This window comes from Streptomyces sp. NPDC006332 (genome assembly GCF_040612855.1).
In the GTDB taxonomy this organism is placed as follows: Bacteria; Actinomycetota; Actinomycetes; order Streptomycetales; family Streptomycetaceae; genus Streptomyces.
Genome location: NZ_JBEXRA010000012.1, coordinates 65,644 through 81,914, shown reverse-complemented (window position 1 = coordinate 81,914; position 16,271 = coordinate 65,644). Strand labels below are relative to the sequence as shown.

General features: G+C 71.0%; 15 protein-coding genes and 1 tRNA gene. 6 read left to right on the top strand and 10 right to left on the bottom strand.

Annotated features, from left to right (window positions below; translation table 11 throughout):
• Positions 1 to 24 precede the first annotated feature (24 nt).
• Positions 25 to 1,350: an RNA-guided endonuclease TnpB family protein gene (locus ABZ027_RS13785; RefSeq protein ID WP_356767696.1), complete on the bottom strand. Its 1,326-nt coding sequence runs from the start codon at positions 1,348 to 1,350 to the stop codon at positions 25 to 27.
• 171 nt (positions 1,351 to 1,521) lie between these two features.
• Here ABZ027_RS13785 and ABZ027_RS13780 point away from each other — a divergent pair.
• A tRNA-Thr gene (locus tag ABZ027_RS13780) sits at positions 1,522 to 1,597 on the top strand.
• An 18-nt stretch (positions 1,598 to 1,615) separates the two neighbouring features.
• On the opposite strand, the gene ABZ027_RS13775 is transcribed toward ABZ027_RS13780, so the two are convergent.
• Both ABZ027_RS13775 and ABZ027_RS13770 read right to left on the bottom strand, forming a co-directional pair.
• On the bottom strand, positions 1,616 to 2,116 hold the full coding sequence (locus tag ABZ027_RS13775) for a GNAT family N-acetyltransferase (RefSeq protein WP_356767694.1): 501 nt from the start codon (positions 2,114 to 2,116) through the stop codon (positions 1,616 to 1,618).
• Positions 2,117 to 2,125: 9 nt separating this feature from the next.
• Positions 2,126 to 3,013 carry an aminoglycoside phosphotransferase family protein gene (locus ABZ027_RS13770; protein WP_356767692.1) on the bottom strand — a complete coding sequence of 296 codons (888 nt, stop codon included), beginning with the start codon at positions 3,011 to 3,013 and terminating at the stop codon, positions 2,126 to 2,128.
• Between the two features lie 34 nt (positions 3,014 to 3,047).
• On the opposite strand from ABZ027_RS13770, the gene ABZ027_RS13765 reads away from it, so the two are divergent.
• Entirely contained in the window at positions 3,048 to 3,710 is a 663-nt protein-coding gene (locus ABZ027_RS13765) for a rhomboid-like protein (RefSeq protein WP_356767689.1), read from the top strand.
• A 163-nt stretch (positions 3,711 to 3,873) separates the two neighbouring features.
• Positions 3,874 to 7,134 carry an IPT/TIG domain-containing protein gene (locus tag ABZ027_RS13760; protein WP_356767687.1) on the top strand — a complete coding sequence of 1,087 codons (3,261 nt, stop codon included), beginning with the start codon at positions 3,874 to 3,876 and terminating at the stop codon, positions 7,132 to 7,134.
• Positions 7,135 to 7,246: 112 nt separating this feature from the next.
• On the opposite strand, the gene ABZ027_RS13755 is transcribed toward ABZ027_RS13760, so the two are convergent.
• From ABZ027_RS13755 to ABZ027_RS13745, 3 genes are all read right to left on the bottom strand, one after another.
• Positions 7,247 to 8,737: an MFS transporter gene (locus tag ABZ027_RS13755; RefSeq protein ID WP_356767686.1), complete on the bottom strand. Its 1,491-nt coding sequence runs from the start codon at positions 8,735 to 8,737 to the stop codon at positions 7,247 to 7,249.
• A 44-nt stretch (positions 8,738 to 8,781) separates the two neighbouring features.
• Positions 8,782 to 9,792: a zinc-binding dehydrogenase gene (locus ABZ027_RS13750; RefSeq protein WP_356767684.1), complete on the bottom strand. Its 1,011-nt coding sequence runs from the start codon at positions 9,790 to 9,792 to the stop codon at positions 8,782 to 8,784.
• An 84-nt stretch (positions 9,793 to 9,876) separates the two neighbouring features.
• Complete coding sequence (locus ABZ027_RS13745) at positions 9,877 to 11,037, bottom strand: NAD(P)-binding protein (protein ID WP_356767682.1); 1,161 nt, start codon at positions 11,035 to 11,037, stop codon at positions 9,877 to 9,879.
• A 140-nt stretch (positions 11,038 to 11,177) separates the two neighbouring features.
• On the opposite strand from ABZ027_RS13745, the gene ABZ027_RS13740 reads away from it, so the two are divergent.
• The gene (locus ABZ027_RS13740) at positions 11,178 to 11,912 is read left to right on the top strand and encodes a pentapeptide repeat-containing protein (RefSeq protein WP_356767680.1); all 735 of its coding nucleotides are present in this window, start codon (positions 11,178 to 11,180) and stop codon (positions 11,910 to 11,912) included.
• A 125-nt stretch (positions 11,913 to 12,037) separates the two neighbouring features.
• Here ABZ027_RS13740 and ABZ027_RS13735 read toward each other — a convergent pair whose 3' ends face one another.
• Positions 12,038 to 12,538, bottom strand: coding sequence for a hypothetical protein (locus tag ABZ027_RS13735; protein ID WP_356767678.1), 501 nt, complete (start codon positions 12,536 to 12,538; stop codon positions 12,038 to 12,040).
• Positions 12,539 to 12,545: 7 nt separating this feature from the next.
• Here ABZ027_RS13735 and ABZ027_RS13730 point away from each other — a divergent pair, with 7 nt between their 5' ends.
• Entirely contained in the window at positions 12,546 to 13,976 is a 1,431-nt protein-coding gene (locus ABZ027_RS13730) for a M1 family metallopeptidase (protein ID WP_356767888.1), read from the top strand.
• A gap of 31 nt (positions 13,977 to 14,007) precedes the next feature.
• On the opposite strand, the gene ABZ027_RS13725 is transcribed toward ABZ027_RS13730, so the two are convergent.
• Positions 14,008 to 14,523 carry a GNAT family N-acetyltransferase gene (locus ABZ027_RS13725; protein ID WP_356767676.1) on the bottom strand — a complete coding sequence of 172 codons (516 nt, stop codon included), beginning with the start codon at positions 14,521 to 14,523 and terminating at the stop codon, positions 14,008 to 14,010.
• 71 nt (positions 14,524 to 14,594) lie between these two features.
• The gene (locus tag ABZ027_RS13720; protein WP_356767674.1) at positions 14,595 to 15,170 is read right to left on the bottom strand and encodes a TerD family protein; all 576 of its coding nucleotides are present in this window, start codon (positions 15,168 to 15,170) and stop codon (positions 14,595 to 14,597) included.
• A gap of 147 nt (positions 15,171 to 15,317) precedes the next feature.
• Between ABZ027_RS13720 and arfB the strand changes: the two genes are divergently transcribed.
• Positions 15,318 to 15,755, top strand: coding sequence for an alternative ribosome rescue aminoacyl-tRNA hydrolase ArfB (gene arfB, locus ABZ027_RS13715; RefSeq protein ID WP_356767672.1), 438 nt, complete (start codon positions 15,318 to 15,320; stop codon positions 15,753 to 15,755).
• A 25-nt stretch (positions 15,756 to 15,780) separates the two neighbouring features.
• Here arfB and ABZ027_RS13710 read toward each other — a convergent pair whose 3' ends face one another.
• Positions 15,781 to 16,254 (bottom strand): GNAT family N-acetyltransferase, encoded by a 474-nt coding sequence (locus ABZ027_RS13710; RefSeq protein WP_356767671.1) that lies wholly within the window; start codon positions 16,252 to 16,254, stop codon positions 15,781 to 15,783.
• Positions 16,255 to 16,271: the final 17 nt, after the last annotated feature.

Genomic DNA, 16,271 nt, shown 5'->3' with positions numbered 1-16,271 from the left:
CGGTCCGTACCGCACCAGCCGCACCTATGCGGCCAGCAACGGCATCCCCTCGTCCCGGAGATTCACGGCCGCGTTCACATCACGGTCATGGAGCACACCGCACTCGGCGCAGGTCCACCGCCGAACCGAAACGTCCAGCTTCGGCCCCACGACATGACAGGCCGAGCAGCGCCGGGTGGAAGGGAAGAAGCGGTCGACGACCACGAGCTTGCGGCCGTACCACTCGCACTTGTACCGCAGCTGCCGAAGCAGCTCTCCCCAACTGGCATCCGTGATCGCCTGATTCAGCTTCGCCTTCCGCCGCCTCCCCTTGCCACGCGCCGCACGCATCAAGGTCGCGACAGACAGGTCCTCCACCACGAGCACTTGGTTCTCGCGCACGAGGCGGGTGGTGAGCTGGTCCAGCATGTCCCTGCGTACGTCACCGATGAGCGCGTAAAGGCGCGCGATCTTCTGCCTGGCCTTCTCCCGGTTTCTCGACCCCTTCACCTTCCGGTGCAGCTCCCGCTGCAACCGCGCCAGCCTCGCCGCGTACCGCTTCAACAACTGCGGATGATCGAGCTTCGACCCGTCGTCCAGCGTGACGAGAGACGCCAGCCCCACATCCACCCCGACCGCCTTCGGCTCCCGCGTACCCGGCACGAACACCGGCGGCAACGGAGCTATTCGCTCCTCCACCAGCGTCGACACGAAATACCGGCCCGCCCGGTCCCGCGTCACCGACAACCGCACCGGGACTACCCCGGCGGGCAGCGCCCTCGACCACCGGATGTCCAGCGGCCGCGACTGCTTGGCCAATGTGATCGACCCCGTACCGGGGCGCTCCGAATCCTCGACCCACTTGAAGCCCGTACGCACATAGGTCGCCGCATCCGGCGACCGACCCTTCTTCTTCCGCTTCGGATACCTCGCCTCGTCCTTGAAGAACCGGCTGTACGCCTGATCCAGATGCCGCAGCGACTGCTGAAGCACAGTCGACGACACATCCTTCAACCACGCCGTCTCCTCGGCCCGCTTCCAGCCCGTCAAGGCCCGACACGTCTCCGCGAACCCCACCTTCACCCGGTGCTCCTCCCAAGCCCCGGATCGCAGCGCCAGCCCCTCGTTGTAGACCCACCGACACGCGCCGAACGTCCGCTCCAACTGCTCGGCCTGTTCCTCGGTCGGATAGAAGCGGAACCGGTACAGGCGGTGATGCGTGTCCGGATCCTTGGTGTGGGACCTCAGGCGAGTCGCCTCACGCGTGCGGTGCTTGCGGCGGTCGCCGATGCCGAGGACCTCACGCTTGATGCGCTGGGCCTCCCCACCCGTCACCACAGTCGGCTTCGGCTTCTCCGCCGCCTTCCCCATGGACCCCTCCCCGACGATCCGATCTTCGGAACAGCACGTCAGACCGATCAACGAACGGGTGCGCGGATGGTTACGCACAGTTTTGCGGCTGAGTGACTGAGAACTTCGTGGCTTGGGGGAACGGGCTCTGTGTAAAGTGGTGCCGCCTTCGCGTACGGCGTTGTACGCGCTGCCTCCTTAGCTCAGTCCGGCCCAGAGCGGATCACTTGTAATGATCAGGTCGTCGGTTCGAATCCGACAGGGGGCTCATCAAAGAAAGCCCAGGTCAGAACCCTTCCGGCCTGGGCTTTCGCATGTTTGAGACGTTCACCAGGGCCTCGTCCGTGAGGCGGTACACGGTCCACTCGTCCTGGGGGCGGGCGCCCAGGGACTCGTAGAAGGAGATGGACGGGGCGTTCCAGTTGAGGACGGCCCATTCCAGGCGGGCGTAGCCGCGGTCGACGCAGATGCGGGCCAGTTCGGTGAGGAGGGCCTTGCCGTGGCCGGTGCCTCGGGCGGTGGGGCGGACGTAGAGGTCTTCGAGGTAGATGCCGTGGACGCCGCGCCAGGTGGAGAAGTTGAGGAACCAGATCGCGTAGCCGACCGGTTCGCCGGTGGTGTCGTCGGTGGCGATGAGGGCGTGGGTGGTCGGGTGGTCGCCGAAGAGGGCGTCCTGGAGTTGTTGCTCGGTGGCCTTGGCTTCGGGCAGGGCCTTCTCGTAGTCGGCGAGTTCGCGGATGAGGGCGTGGAGGGTGGGGACGTCGGCGGGGGTGGCGGGTCGGATCATGGCCGCAGGCTAGTGGGCGGGGCCTCTGAGGTGCCTGGCGATCTCCAGTTGTTGCGGCTGGAGTGGGCGGCCGTCCTCGATGTCCCACAGGCAGTTCTGCAGGACGCGTCCGAGGGTCCATGCGCGGGCGTGGGGGCGGTCCAGGCCGAGGGTGTCGGTCATGGCATCGAAGCGCCAGAGGGTGTCGTCGGGGTCGTAGCGGTTCCAGAGGGCGGGGAGCAGTTCGAAGCCGGGGTCGCCGGCGAGGGGTTTGGGGTCGATGGCGAGCCAGGGGGCGCGGTCGGCGGCGAGGACGTTGTCGTAGTGGAGGTCCCAGTGGAGGAGGCGGTCGCCGGGGGCGTCGATCACTTCGCGTACGGCGGCCGCGCAGTCGGCGAGCAGGTGGCGGGCCTCGGGGTCGGGGACCTGGGTCAGGGCGCGCGGGGTCTCGTCGAGCATGGGCTGCGCGATGTCGGCGAGGTGGCGCAGGCCGGGGGGTGCCGGGGTCGCGGTGAGGTGGGCCAGCAGTTGGGCGATGACCAGGGCGGCCGCACGGGAGTCGGGCAGGTGCGACAGCATGCGGGCCGGGTCCAGGCGTTCCAGGAGCATGGTGTGGGTGGTCTCGTCGTGGTCGAGGAGGCGTACCGCTCCGTCGCCGTTCCAGACGCGCAGGGCGACTGGTTCGCCGGCGCTCTCCTCGTCCAGGAGTTGCAGCTTCAGTACGGCCTCGGTGCCGTCCGCGCGGACGACCGGCAGGATGAGGGCGGTGACTCCGTGCATGGGTCGGCCGTCGAGCCGTAGTTCCCAGCGGTCCAGGAAATCGGCCGCCAGTTCCGGCAGGCGCGCGATGAAGGCCCGTCCGGCGTCTCCGTTGTACTTCGCCTGAGATGCCGCGAGTTCCTCCGGAATGTCAATCACAGCGCGGACCCTACCCGTGTGGGTGAATCGGCTCATGCGCATCAAGCGGGGTTTCCACAGGGTGTGGACGTACGTCCGTAGCGCCCCCGGCACCTATGTCTGGCTGCTGGTCCTCTTCGGGACGACGGTGGCGATGCATTCCATGTCGCCGGAGTTCGAGCTGGAGTTTCTGCGGCAGCGGTCGACCAACCTTCATGAGCTGTCGAACAATCCGGTACGGGTGCTGGTCGCCAGCGCGATGTGGATCGACGGTGGGCTCTGGCTGCCGTACGCCGTCCTGTACTCCGTCTTCCACGCGCCTGCCGAGCGGTGGCTGGGGACCGCGCGCTGGCTGGTGGTGTGTGTGGCGGCCCATGTGGGTGCCTCGCTGATCAGTGAGGGGGCGCTGCTGTGGGGGATCCGGCACGGGATGGCGCCCGCGTCGGCGGTCGACACCCTGGACATCGGGGTGAGTTACGCGTTGGCCGGGGTGGTCGCCGTGCTCACCTACCGGATTCCGGTGCCGTGGCGGTATCCGTACGCGGCTGCCGTACTCCTCGTCTATGGGGTGCCGTTGGTGACCGGGCGCACCTTCACCGATCTCGGCCATTTCGCCTCCGTGTTGATCGGGTTCGGGTGCCGGCCGCTCGTCGGAGGGCGGGCCGACGGGCGGAATCGGGGGGAGAACGGGGCCGCGCTGAAGGGCGGGGGTCACTAGCGGGAAGGGGCGAGCGGCAGCAGCCGGGACGGGTACCGGCAACTGTCGGGGCGGGCGAGCGCTACCTCGCCGCTCCGGTCACCACAGCCCCGATACTCGCGAGTGCTGTGTCACACCTGTGTGCGAATATCGCCCCAACGACCAATGATCCAGGGGGGATTCCATGTCTGACGACGATTCTTGCCCGCATCCGAGACCGGAGCGGCGGGCCGTCCCGCTCGCCGCGCTCGCCGGCCTCGTGGCACTGCTGGCCTCACTGCTGACCTTCGTGCCGGGGGCGGTCCCCGCCCGGGCCGCCGACGATCCCGAGTGCGCGCCGCTAGCGCTCGCGCCGTTCGGCGACCCGGGGGACGCCGTCGGCAAGGCGACCGTCGCGGCCCAGAGCAACGCCTGCTTCCTGGTGACGGCCACTGGGGCGGGTCTGCATCTGATGACGCTGGACGACAGCCAGAACAACGCGTACGCGCAGATGTTCGCCGCCGACGGGACCGAGATCGACTGCTTCGACGACGAGTACCGCTCCGAGGGCTGGTGCGAGGTGCCCGCGGCCGGCAAGTACACGGTCAAGGTCGTCAACAGCGGCTGGGTTGACGACGAGAACACGGAGCTCACCGTCGTTCCGCTCGGCTCGGCGACCCGCGGCTGCGCTGACCCGGTGGGCACCGGTTGGGGCCAGCCGGCGGTCATCCGGAGCTCGGCGAGCCCCCTCGCGGTGGACTGCCAGGCATTCGATGGCCGGTCCGGCGAGCGGATCCGGCTCACACAGAGCACCAAGGGGTACGGCAGCTCGGGCGCCTGGATCACCGACGCGACCGGCGCCCGCGTCTGCGAGCACTTCCCTGAGGACGGCGAGGACAGCTGCGTCCTGCCCGGCGACGGCCCCTACCGGGTGCTGTCCACCGTCTCCTACGCGGAGAGCGGCTTCCCAGCCCAGTACGCGCTGCAGGTGCGTCGGCTCAACGACCCGCAGGGCTGCGCCACCGCCACCGTGCGGCCCTACGGCCCCCTGGAGCCACAGGACTTCAGCACCGACCGCTGCTACACGTTCACCGCTGCGGAGGTGGGCCCGTACACCGTGCACTCCGTGGACGAGGACCGGTCCGCCGGTGCGGTCACCGTGTACGACGCCGACGGCCTGACCGTGTGCCGGTCCGGCACCGACCCGTGCCGGATTCCCGAGGCGGGCACCTACACCGCCGTTCTCGATTCCTCGTTCTTCGCTCCGTCGCGTGACCGGCTGGTCGTGTTCGACCGCGCCTCGGACGCCGGGTGCGTGGCGACCGGGACGGGCCTGCACAAGGGGCAGCTGAGCACGGTCGGGCAGTATGACTGCCTGGCGCTGTCCGCCCCGCAGGGTGCCCGGATCGCCGCGATCACCTCGAACTCCTCGGCCGGGCTGACCCCGGAGGTGGAGGTCCTGGACCGCGACGGCAAGCAGCAGTGCGACGCGGAGGCGCTCCGGGGCGGTGACTGCGCGCTCACCGGCACGGCCCCCTACCGGGCGCTGGTGCACACGGAGGACAGCGGCGACTCGGCGACGGGCCCGTACGCGGTGGCTCTTCACCGCACCGATGTCGCGGAGGGCTGCCCTGTTCTGCCCGCCGGCAGTTTCACCGCGGGCGGCGCGAGGTCCGGCCTGACCACGGGCGACGGCGTCTTCTCGCACTGCCTGGGCATTCCGGCCGACGCGCACACGGCCACCGAGGTCTTCCAGCTGATCGCCACGTCAGGGACCGCCGCCGCGGGGTTCTCGGTGCTGGACTCCGACGGCAAGCGGGTCTGTGACCGCTACGCCACCACCAACGGCTGGAGCCTGTGCTCGCTGACCCCGGGCAAGGCGCACACGGTACTGGTGACCGGACGGGACGAGGCCGCCACGTACACCCTGACCCGGCGGGACGTCACCGCGAGCGCCTCCTCGGCGGGCTGCAGGAAGACCGCGGCGGCGAAGGTCGGCGGGCCGTCCGTGAAGAGCGGGTACGGCGTCCCCGGCACGCTCGACTGTCATCAGGTGACCACCGGTGCGGCCGACGACGTCGTGCACGTCAACGTGCGGGATGCCCTCGGCACCGCCAACAGCGCGGTCGTCGGTGGGGGCGGTCGCGTGGAGTGCTCCTTCCGCAACAGCCCCTGCGCGGTCACCGGGTCCACGACCCACCAGGTCCTCGTGCAGACCCCGGCCACGCTTAAGGCGGCGCCCGAGTACCGCCTGGACGCCCTGCGTGTCGCGACGGCCGACGGTCCGGCGCCGGAGTGCGTGAAGGTGCCGTCCGTCGCGTACGGGTACGGGCCGCTCACCGGCACGCTGGACGAGTCGCACACCGCGGTGTGCGCGGCGCTGCCGACCGCCGGGTTCGACCGGTTCGAGACGGACATCAAGGACACGTCCGGCGCCGCCGGCACGGCGGTTCCGGTGCTGTACAACACGTCCACCTGGACCAACGGCTGTACGCACTACATCCCGGAGGGCTACAACTGCGCCGCCCTCGGCTCGTCCTCGCAGAGCACCCCGACGGTGTTCCTGCTGGGCCTGCCCGAGAAGGCGTCCAAGACGGCCTACAGCGCCAAGCTGACCTGCTCGTCCGCGCCGTGCGGCACGGAGAAGACGGCCGTCACCGCCGTCAGCCCGGACACCGGGGCAGCCGGCGGCAAGGTGCGGCTCACGGTCACCGGCACCGCGCTCGGCCCGGACGTCACCGTCCGGCTCAGCCAGGCCGGGAAGACGATCACGGCTCAGGCGGACTCGGTCTCCGCGGACAACCGGACGGTGACCGCGACCCTCGACCTCACGGGCGCGGCCACCGGCACCTGGAACGTCAGCGTGATCACCCGCGGCTGGGAGTACCAGCGCGGCACGTTCACCGTGACTCCCCAGCCCAAGCTGGAGAACACGGCCGCCCCCAAGGTGACCGGCACGGCCAAGGTGGGCGCCAAGGTGACGGCGGCGCCGGGCGGTTGGTCGGCGCCCCCGTCCTCCTACACGTACCAGTGGAAGGCGAACGGGACGGCGATCGGCGGGGCGACCACGTCGACGTACACCCTCCCGGCGGCGATGGCGGGCAAGAAGCTCACCGTGACCGTCACCGCGGTCAAGGGCGGCTGGCAGAGCGGGTCGGCGACCTCGGCGGCTGTGACCGTGGCCAAGGGCGTCGCGCCCAAGGCGACCAAGCCGCCGGTGATCAGCGGGACGGCGAAGGTCGGCAAGACGCTCAAGGTGTCCAAGGGGACGTGGAGTCCTGCGCCGACCTCTTATGCGTACCAGTGGTACGCGAACGGCCGGGTGATCAGCGGGGCGACGAAGACCTCGCTGGTGCTGAAACCGGCGCAGAAGGCCAAGAAGATCACCGTGAAGGTGATCGCGCGGCGGACCGGTCATGTGGACGGGTCGGCGGTGAGCGGGGCCACGCGCGCGGTTGTGAGCTGACCGGCGGGGTGCCCGTCGGTGGGACGAGCGGAAGGGGGCGGCCGACGGCCGCCCCCTTTCCGTTTTCGCATCCCGCTTCGCCGTCTGCCCGCCTTCCGTCCCTTCGGGCCTTTCAAGCCACCGGCTCCTGCACCGGCGCGTTCGCCGGGGCGCCGTGCTTCGGGGGTTTCACCGTGACCATGAGGCCCGCGACCAGGCCGGCCAGGAGCATGATGCCGGCGGCCCACCAGATGGCGACGGTGTAGCCGTGGACGACGCCTTCGTTCACCACCAGGGCCCGCTTGGCGGGGTCGGTGAGGTGGGCGGTGATGTAGGTGGCGCTGCTGGTGGTGGCGATGGTGTTGAGCAGGGCCGTGCCGATGGAGCCGCCGACCTGTTGTGAGGTGTTGACGGTCGCCGAGGTGACGCCGGAGTCCTGGGGGGCGACGCCCGCGGTGGCGGTGGAGAACACCGGCATGAAGGTGAGGCCCATGCCGAGGCCCATCAGGAGCAGGGCGGGCAGGATCTCGGTGGTGTACGACGAGTGGATCGTCATCTGCGTGAGGATCACCATGCCGCCGGCGGCGAGGACCATGCCGGGGACCATCAGCATGCGTGGGGCGACGTGGTCGAGGAGGCGGGCGGAGATCTGCGTGGAGCCGATGATGATCGCGACGGTCAGGGGCAGGAAGGCCAGGCCCGTCTTCACCGGTGAGTAGCCGAGGACGACCTGGAGGTAGTAGGTCATGAAGAGGAACAGGCCGAACATGCCGATGACGGCGAGGCCCATGGTGAGGAAGCAGCCGGCGCGGTTGCGGTCCTTGATGACGTGCAGGGGGAGCAGCGGCATGGGTGCCCTGGCCTGCCACCACACGAACGTTCCGAGGAGTGCGACGCCGACCGCGAACAGGGTCAGCACCAGCGGGTCGGTCCAGCCGCGGGGCTGGGCCTCGCTGAAGCCGTAGACGATCGCGACGAGGCCGCCGCAGCCCAGCAGTACGCCGGGTACGTCGAGGCGGGCGCCGGCGTGGCCGGGGCGGTCGTGCAGCAGGGCGAGCGCGCCGAAGACGGCGATGACGGCGATCGGGACGTTGACGTAGAGGCACCAGCGCCAGTTCAGGTACTCGGTGAGCAGGCCGCCGACGATGAAGCCGATCGCGGAGCCGCTGCCGGCGAGGGCGCCGTAGATGCCGAAGGCCTTCGAGCGTTCCTTGGGGTCGGTGAACGTCGTGGTCAGGAGGGACAGCGCGGAGGGGGCGAGGACGGCGGCGAAGGCGCCCTGGAGGGCGCGGGCGCCGAAGAGCATGCCCTGGGAGGTGGCCGCGCCGCCGAGTGCGGAGGCCGCGGCGAAGCCGACGAGGCCGATGACGAAGGTGCGTTTGCGGCCCACCAGGTCGGCGATGCGCCCGCCGAGCAGGAGGAGGCCCCCGAAGGCCAGGGTGTAGGCGGTGATCACCCATTGCCGGTTGGCGTCGGACATGCCCAGGTCGTGTTGTGCGGAGGGGAGTGCGATGTTCACGATCGTCGCGTCCAGGACGACCATGAGCTGCGCGAGCGCGATGATCACCAGGCCCCACCAGCGGCGGGGATCGGCGGCGGAGTCACCTGGGCGGGTGTCACTCACCTGGTCAGAAGACCACGGATCGGGGTGTGTCGCATCCTTGGAGGTCATGGCTCCAGTACCACCTTTCCGGTTGTGCCGCGGGTTTCCAGGGCGTGGTGCGCGGCGGCCGCCGCGGCGAGTGGGAAGCGCTGCACGGCTGGGGTGAGGCGGCCCGCGGCGGCCTCGGTGAGGGCGCGGAGTTCCAGGGTGCGGACAGGGTTGGGGCCGCCCGCCTCGCGCATCATCACGGGCCCGAGGACCTGCTGGGAGACGCCGTCGACGAGATACGGTTCGCCGTCGTGCAGGCCGGCTCCGGACCAGCCGAAGACGAGGTGTGTGCCGCCGGGGCCGAGCAGGTCGACGGCCGCGCGGGCGATGTCGCCGCCCACGCCGTCGAAGACGACGGTGGCGGCGCGGGGGGTGCCGGATCCGGGCCGGGGCGGGAGGCCGTGCAGGTGGGCGCGGACCTTGTCGGGCCAGCCGGGGTCGTTGTAGTCGACGGCGAGGTCGGCGCCGTTGGCGTGGACGCGGGCCGTCTTCTCGGGGCCGCCGGCGAGGCCGATGACGGTGGCGCCCGCGTTCTTGGCGTACTGCACGAGGAGGGTGCCGATTCCGCCGGCGGCGGCCGGGATCACGGCCACCGAGTCGGGGCCGAGTTCGGCGAACTGCAGGATTCCCATCGTCGTACGGCCCGTTCCGATCATGGCGACGGCCTGGGCGGCGTCGAGAGTGGGCGGGATCTCGTGGACGCGGTCGACGTCGGTGACGGCGAGTTCGGCGTAGCCTCCCGGGGCGAAGCCGAGGTGGGCGACCACGCGTCGGCCGAGCCACAGGTCGGCGACGCCCTCGCCGAGGGACTCGACGGTGCCGGCGACCTCCCGGCCGGGGATGGTGGGCAGGGTCGGCGGCTCGGGCAGCGGGCCCTGGAGGCCCTCACGCAGGGCGGTGTCCAGGAGGTGGACACCGGCCGCGGCCACGGCGATACGGACCTGGCCGGGGCCGGGTACGGGGTCGGCGACCTGTTCGGGTGTGAGGTTGTCGGCCGGGCCGAAGGCGTGCAGGCGGATGGCGTGCATGGGGTCCCCCGTCGGTGGTGGTGTCCATCGGTGAGCGGTGGTCTCGTGTTCGCTCGCTCGCTTGTGATGGCCCACTCTTCGACCTCAAGCTTGCTTGAGGTCAAGGGTGTGGTGGCCGAGGGCGAGCGAGACCGCGGTGAGGGCGCTGTTGAACGACACCTCGGACAGCACGCCGGGGGCGGCGACCTGGTCGCCCGCGAGGAAGACACCGTCGCCGCGGTCGATCGCCGGCCGGTCGCGCCAGCTGGTGCCGGGCAGGTCGACGGCACCGGTGCGGCCGTTCGCGACGGCCTCGCGTCGCCAGGTGACGCGTTCGCGCCAGCCCTCGAAGGCGAGGTCGAGCAGCTGTTCCGCACGCGCGACGCCGTCGGCCCTGGTCTCGTGCGGGGCGAGGGGGATCTGCCCTTGGAGGAGCTGCTCGCCGGCGGGGGCGAGTGTCCGGTCCTGGGCCGTGAACCGCTCGATCCAGCCGGGGGAGTCGAGGTCGGACACGGCGAACGCGTCCTGGCGGCGGGTGCGCACGGCCAGGTCGAGGAGTGTCGTGCGGCCGCTCGCCCAGGTCAGCGAGTCGTCGCCGATCAGGCGACGGGCGGCGTCCAGGGAGGTGGCGACGATGACGGGCGTGTCGGTGGGGAGGGTGTCGACGCGGGAGAGCGTCTCCATGCGGACCCCCAGGTTCCAGGCTCGCGCTGCCATCCGGTCGATGAGGCCGCCCCAGCCTCCGCGCGGATAGTGCGCCTCCGGCGGGAGCTTGGTGGCGCGGCGCAGGCGTTCCTGGACGAACGCGGCGGACAGGGCGCCCGGGTCGTGGTGGAAGAGGGCGACGGCGGAGTAGTTGGCGGCGGCCCGAGCGCCCTCCACGCCGGCCTGTTCGGTGGCCCAGGTCAGGAAGTCGACGTCGACGGGTGCCTGCCGGGCTCCGGGGCGCAGCAGTTTGAGCATGGCGAAGGGCGGGGTGCGGCGCAGTGCGCCCTTGTGGCGCAGCCGCAGCCGGGCCGCTTCCAGCGGGGGGATGGGGGCGAGCGGGCCGATCAGGTCGCGCTGCCTGAGCCAGGTCCAGTGCGGGCCGCCGTTGTAGAGGGCGTGCGGCCCTTCGTTGGTGCGGTAGGGCCCCTCGGCGGTCCGGGCCCGCCCGCCGAGGGTGTGGTGGGCCTCGTGGACGGTGACCTTGGCGCCCGCCTCGGCCGCGGTGATGGCCGCGGTCAGTCCGGCGAAGCCGCCGCCGACGACGGTGATGCGGTGCATGTCTGTGGTCTCCCTCGGGTCGGGTGTCGCCTCTCTGTCTTCTGTTCTGTGGATACGACTCATCTGCGGCCCGGAATGTGACATGGGCGGTGTTTTCGCAGGTCGGGGCGATTGTCAGTGCGGGGGTGCAGCATGGGGGCATGGCGAGGAGAGCGGTCGGCGGGACTGGCGGGAGCGGGAGTGGTCGAGCCGCTGGGTCGGGCGGGGGTGGTGCGGGCGGTTCCGGGGTGAAGGCGGCGCGGCGGCCGGAGGTGCGGCTGCCGTCGCTGGATCAGTTCGACGGTGAGGGGCTGGAGCCGGACGGGGACTACGACGGGCTGGAGTTCCGGGAGGGGGATTTCGCCGGGCAGGACGGCGGGGGCGCCCGCTTCATGGACTGCGCGTTGACGGGGTGCGTGCTGGACGAGACCCGTCTGACGCGCGCCCGGGTCCTGGACTCGGTCCTCACCGGCCCGCGGGGGGTGGGCACCGATCTCGCGGAGGCGACCCTGCGGGACGTGGAGGTGGTCGACGCCCGGATGGGCGGGGTCCAGTTGCACGGGGCGGTCCTGGAGCGGGTCCTGATCCGCGGCGGCAAGATCGACTATCTGAACCTGCGGACGGCCCGGCTCACCGACGTCGTCTTCGAGAGCTGCGTCCTGGTCGAGCCGGACTTCGGGAGTGCCCGGCTGGAGCGGGTGGAGTTCGTGGACTGCGCGTTGAAGGGAGCGGGCCTCTCCGGGGCGACCCTCCGGGACGTCGACCTGCGCGGGGCCGCGTCACTGGAGATCACGCGAGGGGTGGAGCGACTGGCGGGGGCGGTCATCAGTCCGGCTCAACTGCTGGATCTGGCGCCGGTGTTGGCGGGGGCGCTGGGGATCCGCGTGGAGGGGTGACGGGGGTGGCGGGGGGCGGTGCCGGCGGAGGGACGGGGATGGGCGTGCGGGGCGGCAGGGGTTTTCCGCGCGGCCCGGTCCGTCCAGGGGGCTTTCCGCGCGGCCCGGCCCGTCCATCCCCGGACTCACCGCACTCTGGGAAACCGGGCCTGCAGTGTCCAGATCGCCGGGTTCTCGCCCAGGTCGTCGTGGAGGTCCACCAGGTCGGCGATCAGGTCGTGCAGGAAGTCGCGGGCCTCGCGGCGGAGCGCGGTGTGGGAGAAGCTCAGCGGGGGCTCCTCCGCCGGCATCCAGTCCGCCTCGATGTCGACCCAGCCGAAGCGGCGCTCGAAGAGCATCCGGTCGGTCGACTCGGTGAAGTCCAGTTCCGCGCGCTGGGGGCGGGCGGCGCGGGAGCCGGCCGGGTCGCGGTCGATCCGTTCCACGATGTCGCACAGCGCCCACGCGAAGTCGAGCACCGGCACCCATCCCCAGGCTGTGGACAGTTCCCGGTCCGCCTTGGTGTCGGCGAGGTACACGTCACCGCAGAACAGGTCGTGGCGCAGGGCGCGGACGTCCGCGCGGCGGTAGTCGGTCTGCGGGGGGTCGGGGAAACGGTTGGAGAGGGCGTAGCCGATGTCGAGCACGTACGTGATGGTGCCACGCGGTCCTCATAGGATCACTGGCGTGCCCCGATCCGTCCCGGTTGCCCCGGCCTGCGCCGCCGCCCTCCTCGCCGTGGCGCTGACCGCGTGCGGGTCGGGTGCCCACGGCACGCTCGGCGGCTTCGGTGTGGGTGACCCGTTCTTCCCGAAGGCGGGCAACGGCGGCTACGACGTCACGCACTACGGCCTGACCCTCGCCTACGACCCGCGCACCTCCCGCCTGTCCGGTACGGCGGCGGTCACCGCACGCGCCACCCAGGACCTCTCCGCGTTCGACCTGGACCTCAGGGGCCTGGACGTGCAGAGCGTCACCGTCGGGGATCACAGCGCCCGCTGGGAGCGCGCCGGGCAGGAGCTGACCGTCCGCCCGCGTGGCGGGCTCGACGACGGCGAGACGTTCCGGGTGACCGTCCGCTACTCCGGCGTTCCGGAACCGATCACCGACCCGGACGGCTCCCGGGAGGGCTGGCTGCGGACGGCCGACGGGGCGCTGGCCCTCGGTGAGCCCACCGGCTCCATGGCGTGGTTCCCCGGCAACCACCACCCCTCCGACAAGGCGTCGTACGACCTCGCCGTGACCGTGCCGCAAGGGCTGCGGGCCGTCTCCAACGGGGAGTTGACGGGTGAGCGGACCAAGGCGGGCCGTACGACGTACACCTGGCACACCGCGGAGCCGATGGCGAGTTACGTCGCCACGCTCGCCGTCGGCCGCTACGACATCACCCGGACCGCCACCCCCGCCGGCCTGCCCGTGTACGTCGCCGTGGACCCGGCGAAGGCGGCGGCGAGCAAGGAGGCGCTCGCCCAGATCCCCAAGGTCATGGAGTGGGCCGAGTACAACTTCGGCCCCTACCCGTTCTCCTCGACGGGAGCGATCGTCGACCGCGACGCCGACGCCGAGTACGCCCTGGAGACCCAGAACCGGCCGGTCTTCCCCGGCGTGCCCGACACCGAGACCCTCGTCCACGAACTGGCCCACCAGTGGTTCGGGAACTCCGTCACCCCGAAGACCTGGCGGGACATGTGGCTCAACGAGGGTTTCGCGACGTACGCGGAATGGCTGTGGGACGAGGACCACGGCGGCGACAGCGCGCAGAAGACCTTCGACGCGCTCTACGACCACGGCGACGACACCTACGAGGACCTCTGGGACTTCCCGCCCGCCCGGCCGACGAGCGCCGCGCACATCTCCGACAGTGCGGTCTACCAGCGGGGCGCGATGGTCCTGCACCGGATCCGGCAGACCGTCGGCGACGACACCTTCTACGACATCGTCCAGGGCTGGGCGGCGGCCCACCGTCACGGGAACGCGGACACCGACGACTTCACCGCGTACGTCGAGAAGAAGGCACCCGGCGAGGACTTCAGCGGGATCTGGGAGGAGTGGCTGTACGGGGACGGGAAGCCGGCGAAGGACTGAGCGGGCCGGGGGAGTCGGGCGAGTCGGGCGTTCAGTGCAGCGGCTTGCGCAGGACCGTGCAGGGGCGGGCCTTCAGCCGGTCCGCGCGGTGGGCGATCGGCTCGTAGCCGAGGGAGGTCCAGAAGGCGAGGCCCTTGGGGTTGTTGTCCAGGACGGCCAGGCGGACGGCGGTGCGGCCCGCGCCGCGGAAGCGGTCCTCGACGAGGGTCGCCAGTCGGCGGCCGTGGCCCTGGCGGTGCACGTCCGCGGCCACCATCAGCAGGCCGATCCAAGGATCCGGGTCGGCCGGGTCGGGGTGGTGGGCGAGGGTGATCGCGATGCCGACCAGCCGGCCCGCGCCGCGGGCGAGCAGTACCTCCGCGTCGGGGTGGGCCAGTTCCTCCGCGAGGGCCGCCGCGATCTGTTCCGGGCGGATGTCGTCCGGGTCCGGGAAGTCACCGCTGAGTGCCTGGAACTCGCGGTTGGCGGCGTAGAGCGCGGTGAGTTCGGTCAGGAGCGGGCCGGGGATGTCGTGGCCGGGGGAGAGCGTGAGCGGGGTCAGGATCACGGGGGCAACCTACCGGGGAAAACGCGGGGACCCCCGGCCCAAGCCGGGGGTCCCGCACGGTGAGGCGCTCGTCAGACGCTGACGCCGAAGTCCTGGGCGATGCCGACCAGGCCCGAGGCGTAACCCTGGCCGACCGCGCGGAACTTCCACTCGGCGCCGTTGCGGTAGAGCTCGCCGAAGACCATGGCCGTCTCGGTGGCCGCGTCCTCCGAGAGGTCGTAGCGGGCGATCTCGGTGCCGCCGGCCTGGTTGACGATGCGGATGTAGGCGTTGCGGACCTGGCCGAAGTTCTGCGAGCGGTTCTCCGCGTCGTAGATCGAGACCGGGAAGACGATCTTGTCGACGTCGGCCGGGAGACCGGCGAGGTTGACGTTGATCGCCTCGTCGTCGCCGGCGCCCTCGCCGGTGCGGTTGTCACCGGTGTGGACGATGGTCTGGTCCGGCGTCTGCTTGTTGTTGAAGAAGACGAAGTGGCCGTCCGAGTAGACCTTGCCCTGCGGGTTGACCGCGATCGCGGAGGCGTCGAGGTCGAAGTCCGTGCCGGTGGTGGTGCGGACGTCCCAGCCGAGGCCCACGGTGACGGCGGTCAGGCCCGGAGCCTCCTTGGTGAGCGAGACGTTGCCACCCTTGGACAGGCTTACAGCCATTGTTGGGAGTCCCTTCCCTCGTTATCTAACGGGCACGAAGCTACAGCTACCCCCTTGAACGCGGCGAGGGGTGGCCATGGTTCCCCATGTCTTTACTTTCTTTACCAAGGGATATTGCGGTGACGTGGACCGGTCAGACGCGGGAACATGTACCGCATGTCCGGTCCCTATCTCATCCGCGGCTCCGTCTCCCTGCCCGAGGCCGAGCTGATCTGGCGTTTCTCGCGGTCGTCAGGGCCGGGCGGACAGCACGTCAACACCAGCGACACGCAGGTCGAGCTCCGTTTCGACCTGGCGCGCACCGAGGCGCTGCCCGAGGTGTGGAAGCAGCGGGCCCTGGCCAAGCTGGCCGGACGGCTGGTGGACGGCGTGGTGACCGTCCGCTCCTCCGAGCACCGCTCCCAGTGGCGCAACCGCGAGACCGCCGCCGTACGTCTGGCCGCCCTGCTCGCCGAGGCGACGGCCCCGCCGCCCAAGCCGCGCCGGGCCACCCGGATCCCCCGGGGGATCAACGAACGCCGCCTGCGAGAGAAGAAGCAGCGCTCGGACACCAAACGGGGGCGCACCGGCCGCGACTGGGGGTGAGCTGCCTCACCCGGACCGGGCCGTCTCAGGACAGCTTCAGCACCCCGACGGTCTCACCCCCGCTGGTCTCGCCGTTGGGGCGGAAGCCCAGCCGCAGGTAGAAGTTCTCGGGGCCGTCCGGTCCGGGATGCCAGGTGACGTACAGCTCCTTGCCGCCCCGGCGGCGGATCTCGGCCGCGACGGACTCCACGGCGAAGCGGCCGTAGCCCCGGCCCTGTTCCCCGGCCGCGATGTTCAGGCGCCACAGGCCGGAGCGGAAGAGGGTGCCGTCCTCCTTCCAGTCGATCTCGAAGAAGGCCATCAGGAAGCCGACGGGACGCTCGCCGTCGACGATCAGGCGGGGCCAGGCGACGCCGGCGGGGTGGACGTACGCCTCGGCGAGGGACTTCATCACGGGGGAGACCGCGAATTCCTGCTCCGGGCGGACCTTTATGCCGGTCGCGGCCTCGAAGTTACGGGGTGTGACCTCGACGAGGCGGGGCGCGGAAATCGTCGTCATGCGGGCACCCTAGGAAG

What these genes read in the sequence shown, in the direction of transcription:
- ABZ027_RS13775 (WP_356767694.1), bottom strand. Translation starts at nt 2,116, where the DNA reads ATGATCCGACCCGCCACCCCCGCCGACGTCCCCACCCTCCACGCCCTC.
- ABZ027_RS13785 (WP_356767696.1), bottom strand. Translation starts at nt 1,350, where the DNA reads ATGGGGAAGGCGGCGGAGAAGCCGAAGCCGACTGTGGTGACGGGTGGG.
- ABZ027_RS13710 (WP_356767671.1), bottom strand. Translation starts at nt 16,254, where the DNA reads ATGACGACGATTTCCGCGCCCCGCCTCGTCGAGGTCACACCCCGTAAC.
- ABZ027_RS13720 (WP_356767674.1), bottom strand. Translation starts at nt 15,170, where the DNA reads ATGGCTGTAAGCCTGTCCAAGGGTGGCAACGTCTCGCTCACCAAGGAG.
- ABZ027_RS13750 (WP_356767684.1), bottom strand. Translation starts at nt 9,792, where the DNA reads ATGCACGCCATCCGCCTGCACGCCTTCGGCCCGGCCGACAACCTCACA.
- ABZ027_RS13730 (WP_356767888.1), top strand. Translation starts at nt 12,546, where the DNA reads ATGGTGCCACGCGGTCCTCATAGGATCACTGGCGTGCCCCGATCCGTC.
- ABZ027_RS13740 (WP_356767680.1), top strand. Translation starts at nt 11,178, where the DNA reads ATGGCGAGGAGAGCGGTCGGCGGGACTGGCGGGAGCGGGAGTGGTCGA.
- arfB (WP_356767672.1), top strand. Translation starts at nt 15,318, where the DNA reads ATGTACCGCATGTCCGGTCCCTATCTCATCCGCGGCTCCGTCTCCCTG.
- ABZ027_RS13760 (WP_356767687.1), top strand. Translation starts at nt 3,874, where the DNA reads ATGTCTGACGACGATTCTTGCCCGCATCCGAGACCGGAGCGGCGGGCC.
- ABZ027_RS13765 (WP_356767689.1), top strand. Translation starts at nt 3,048, where the DNA reads ATGCGCATCAAGCGGGGTTTCCACAGGGTGTGGACGTACGTCCGTAGC.
- ABZ027_RS13745 (WP_356767682.1), bottom strand. Translation starts at nt 11,037, where the DNA reads ATGCACCGCATCACCGTCGTCGGCGGCGGCTTCGCCGGACTGACCGCG.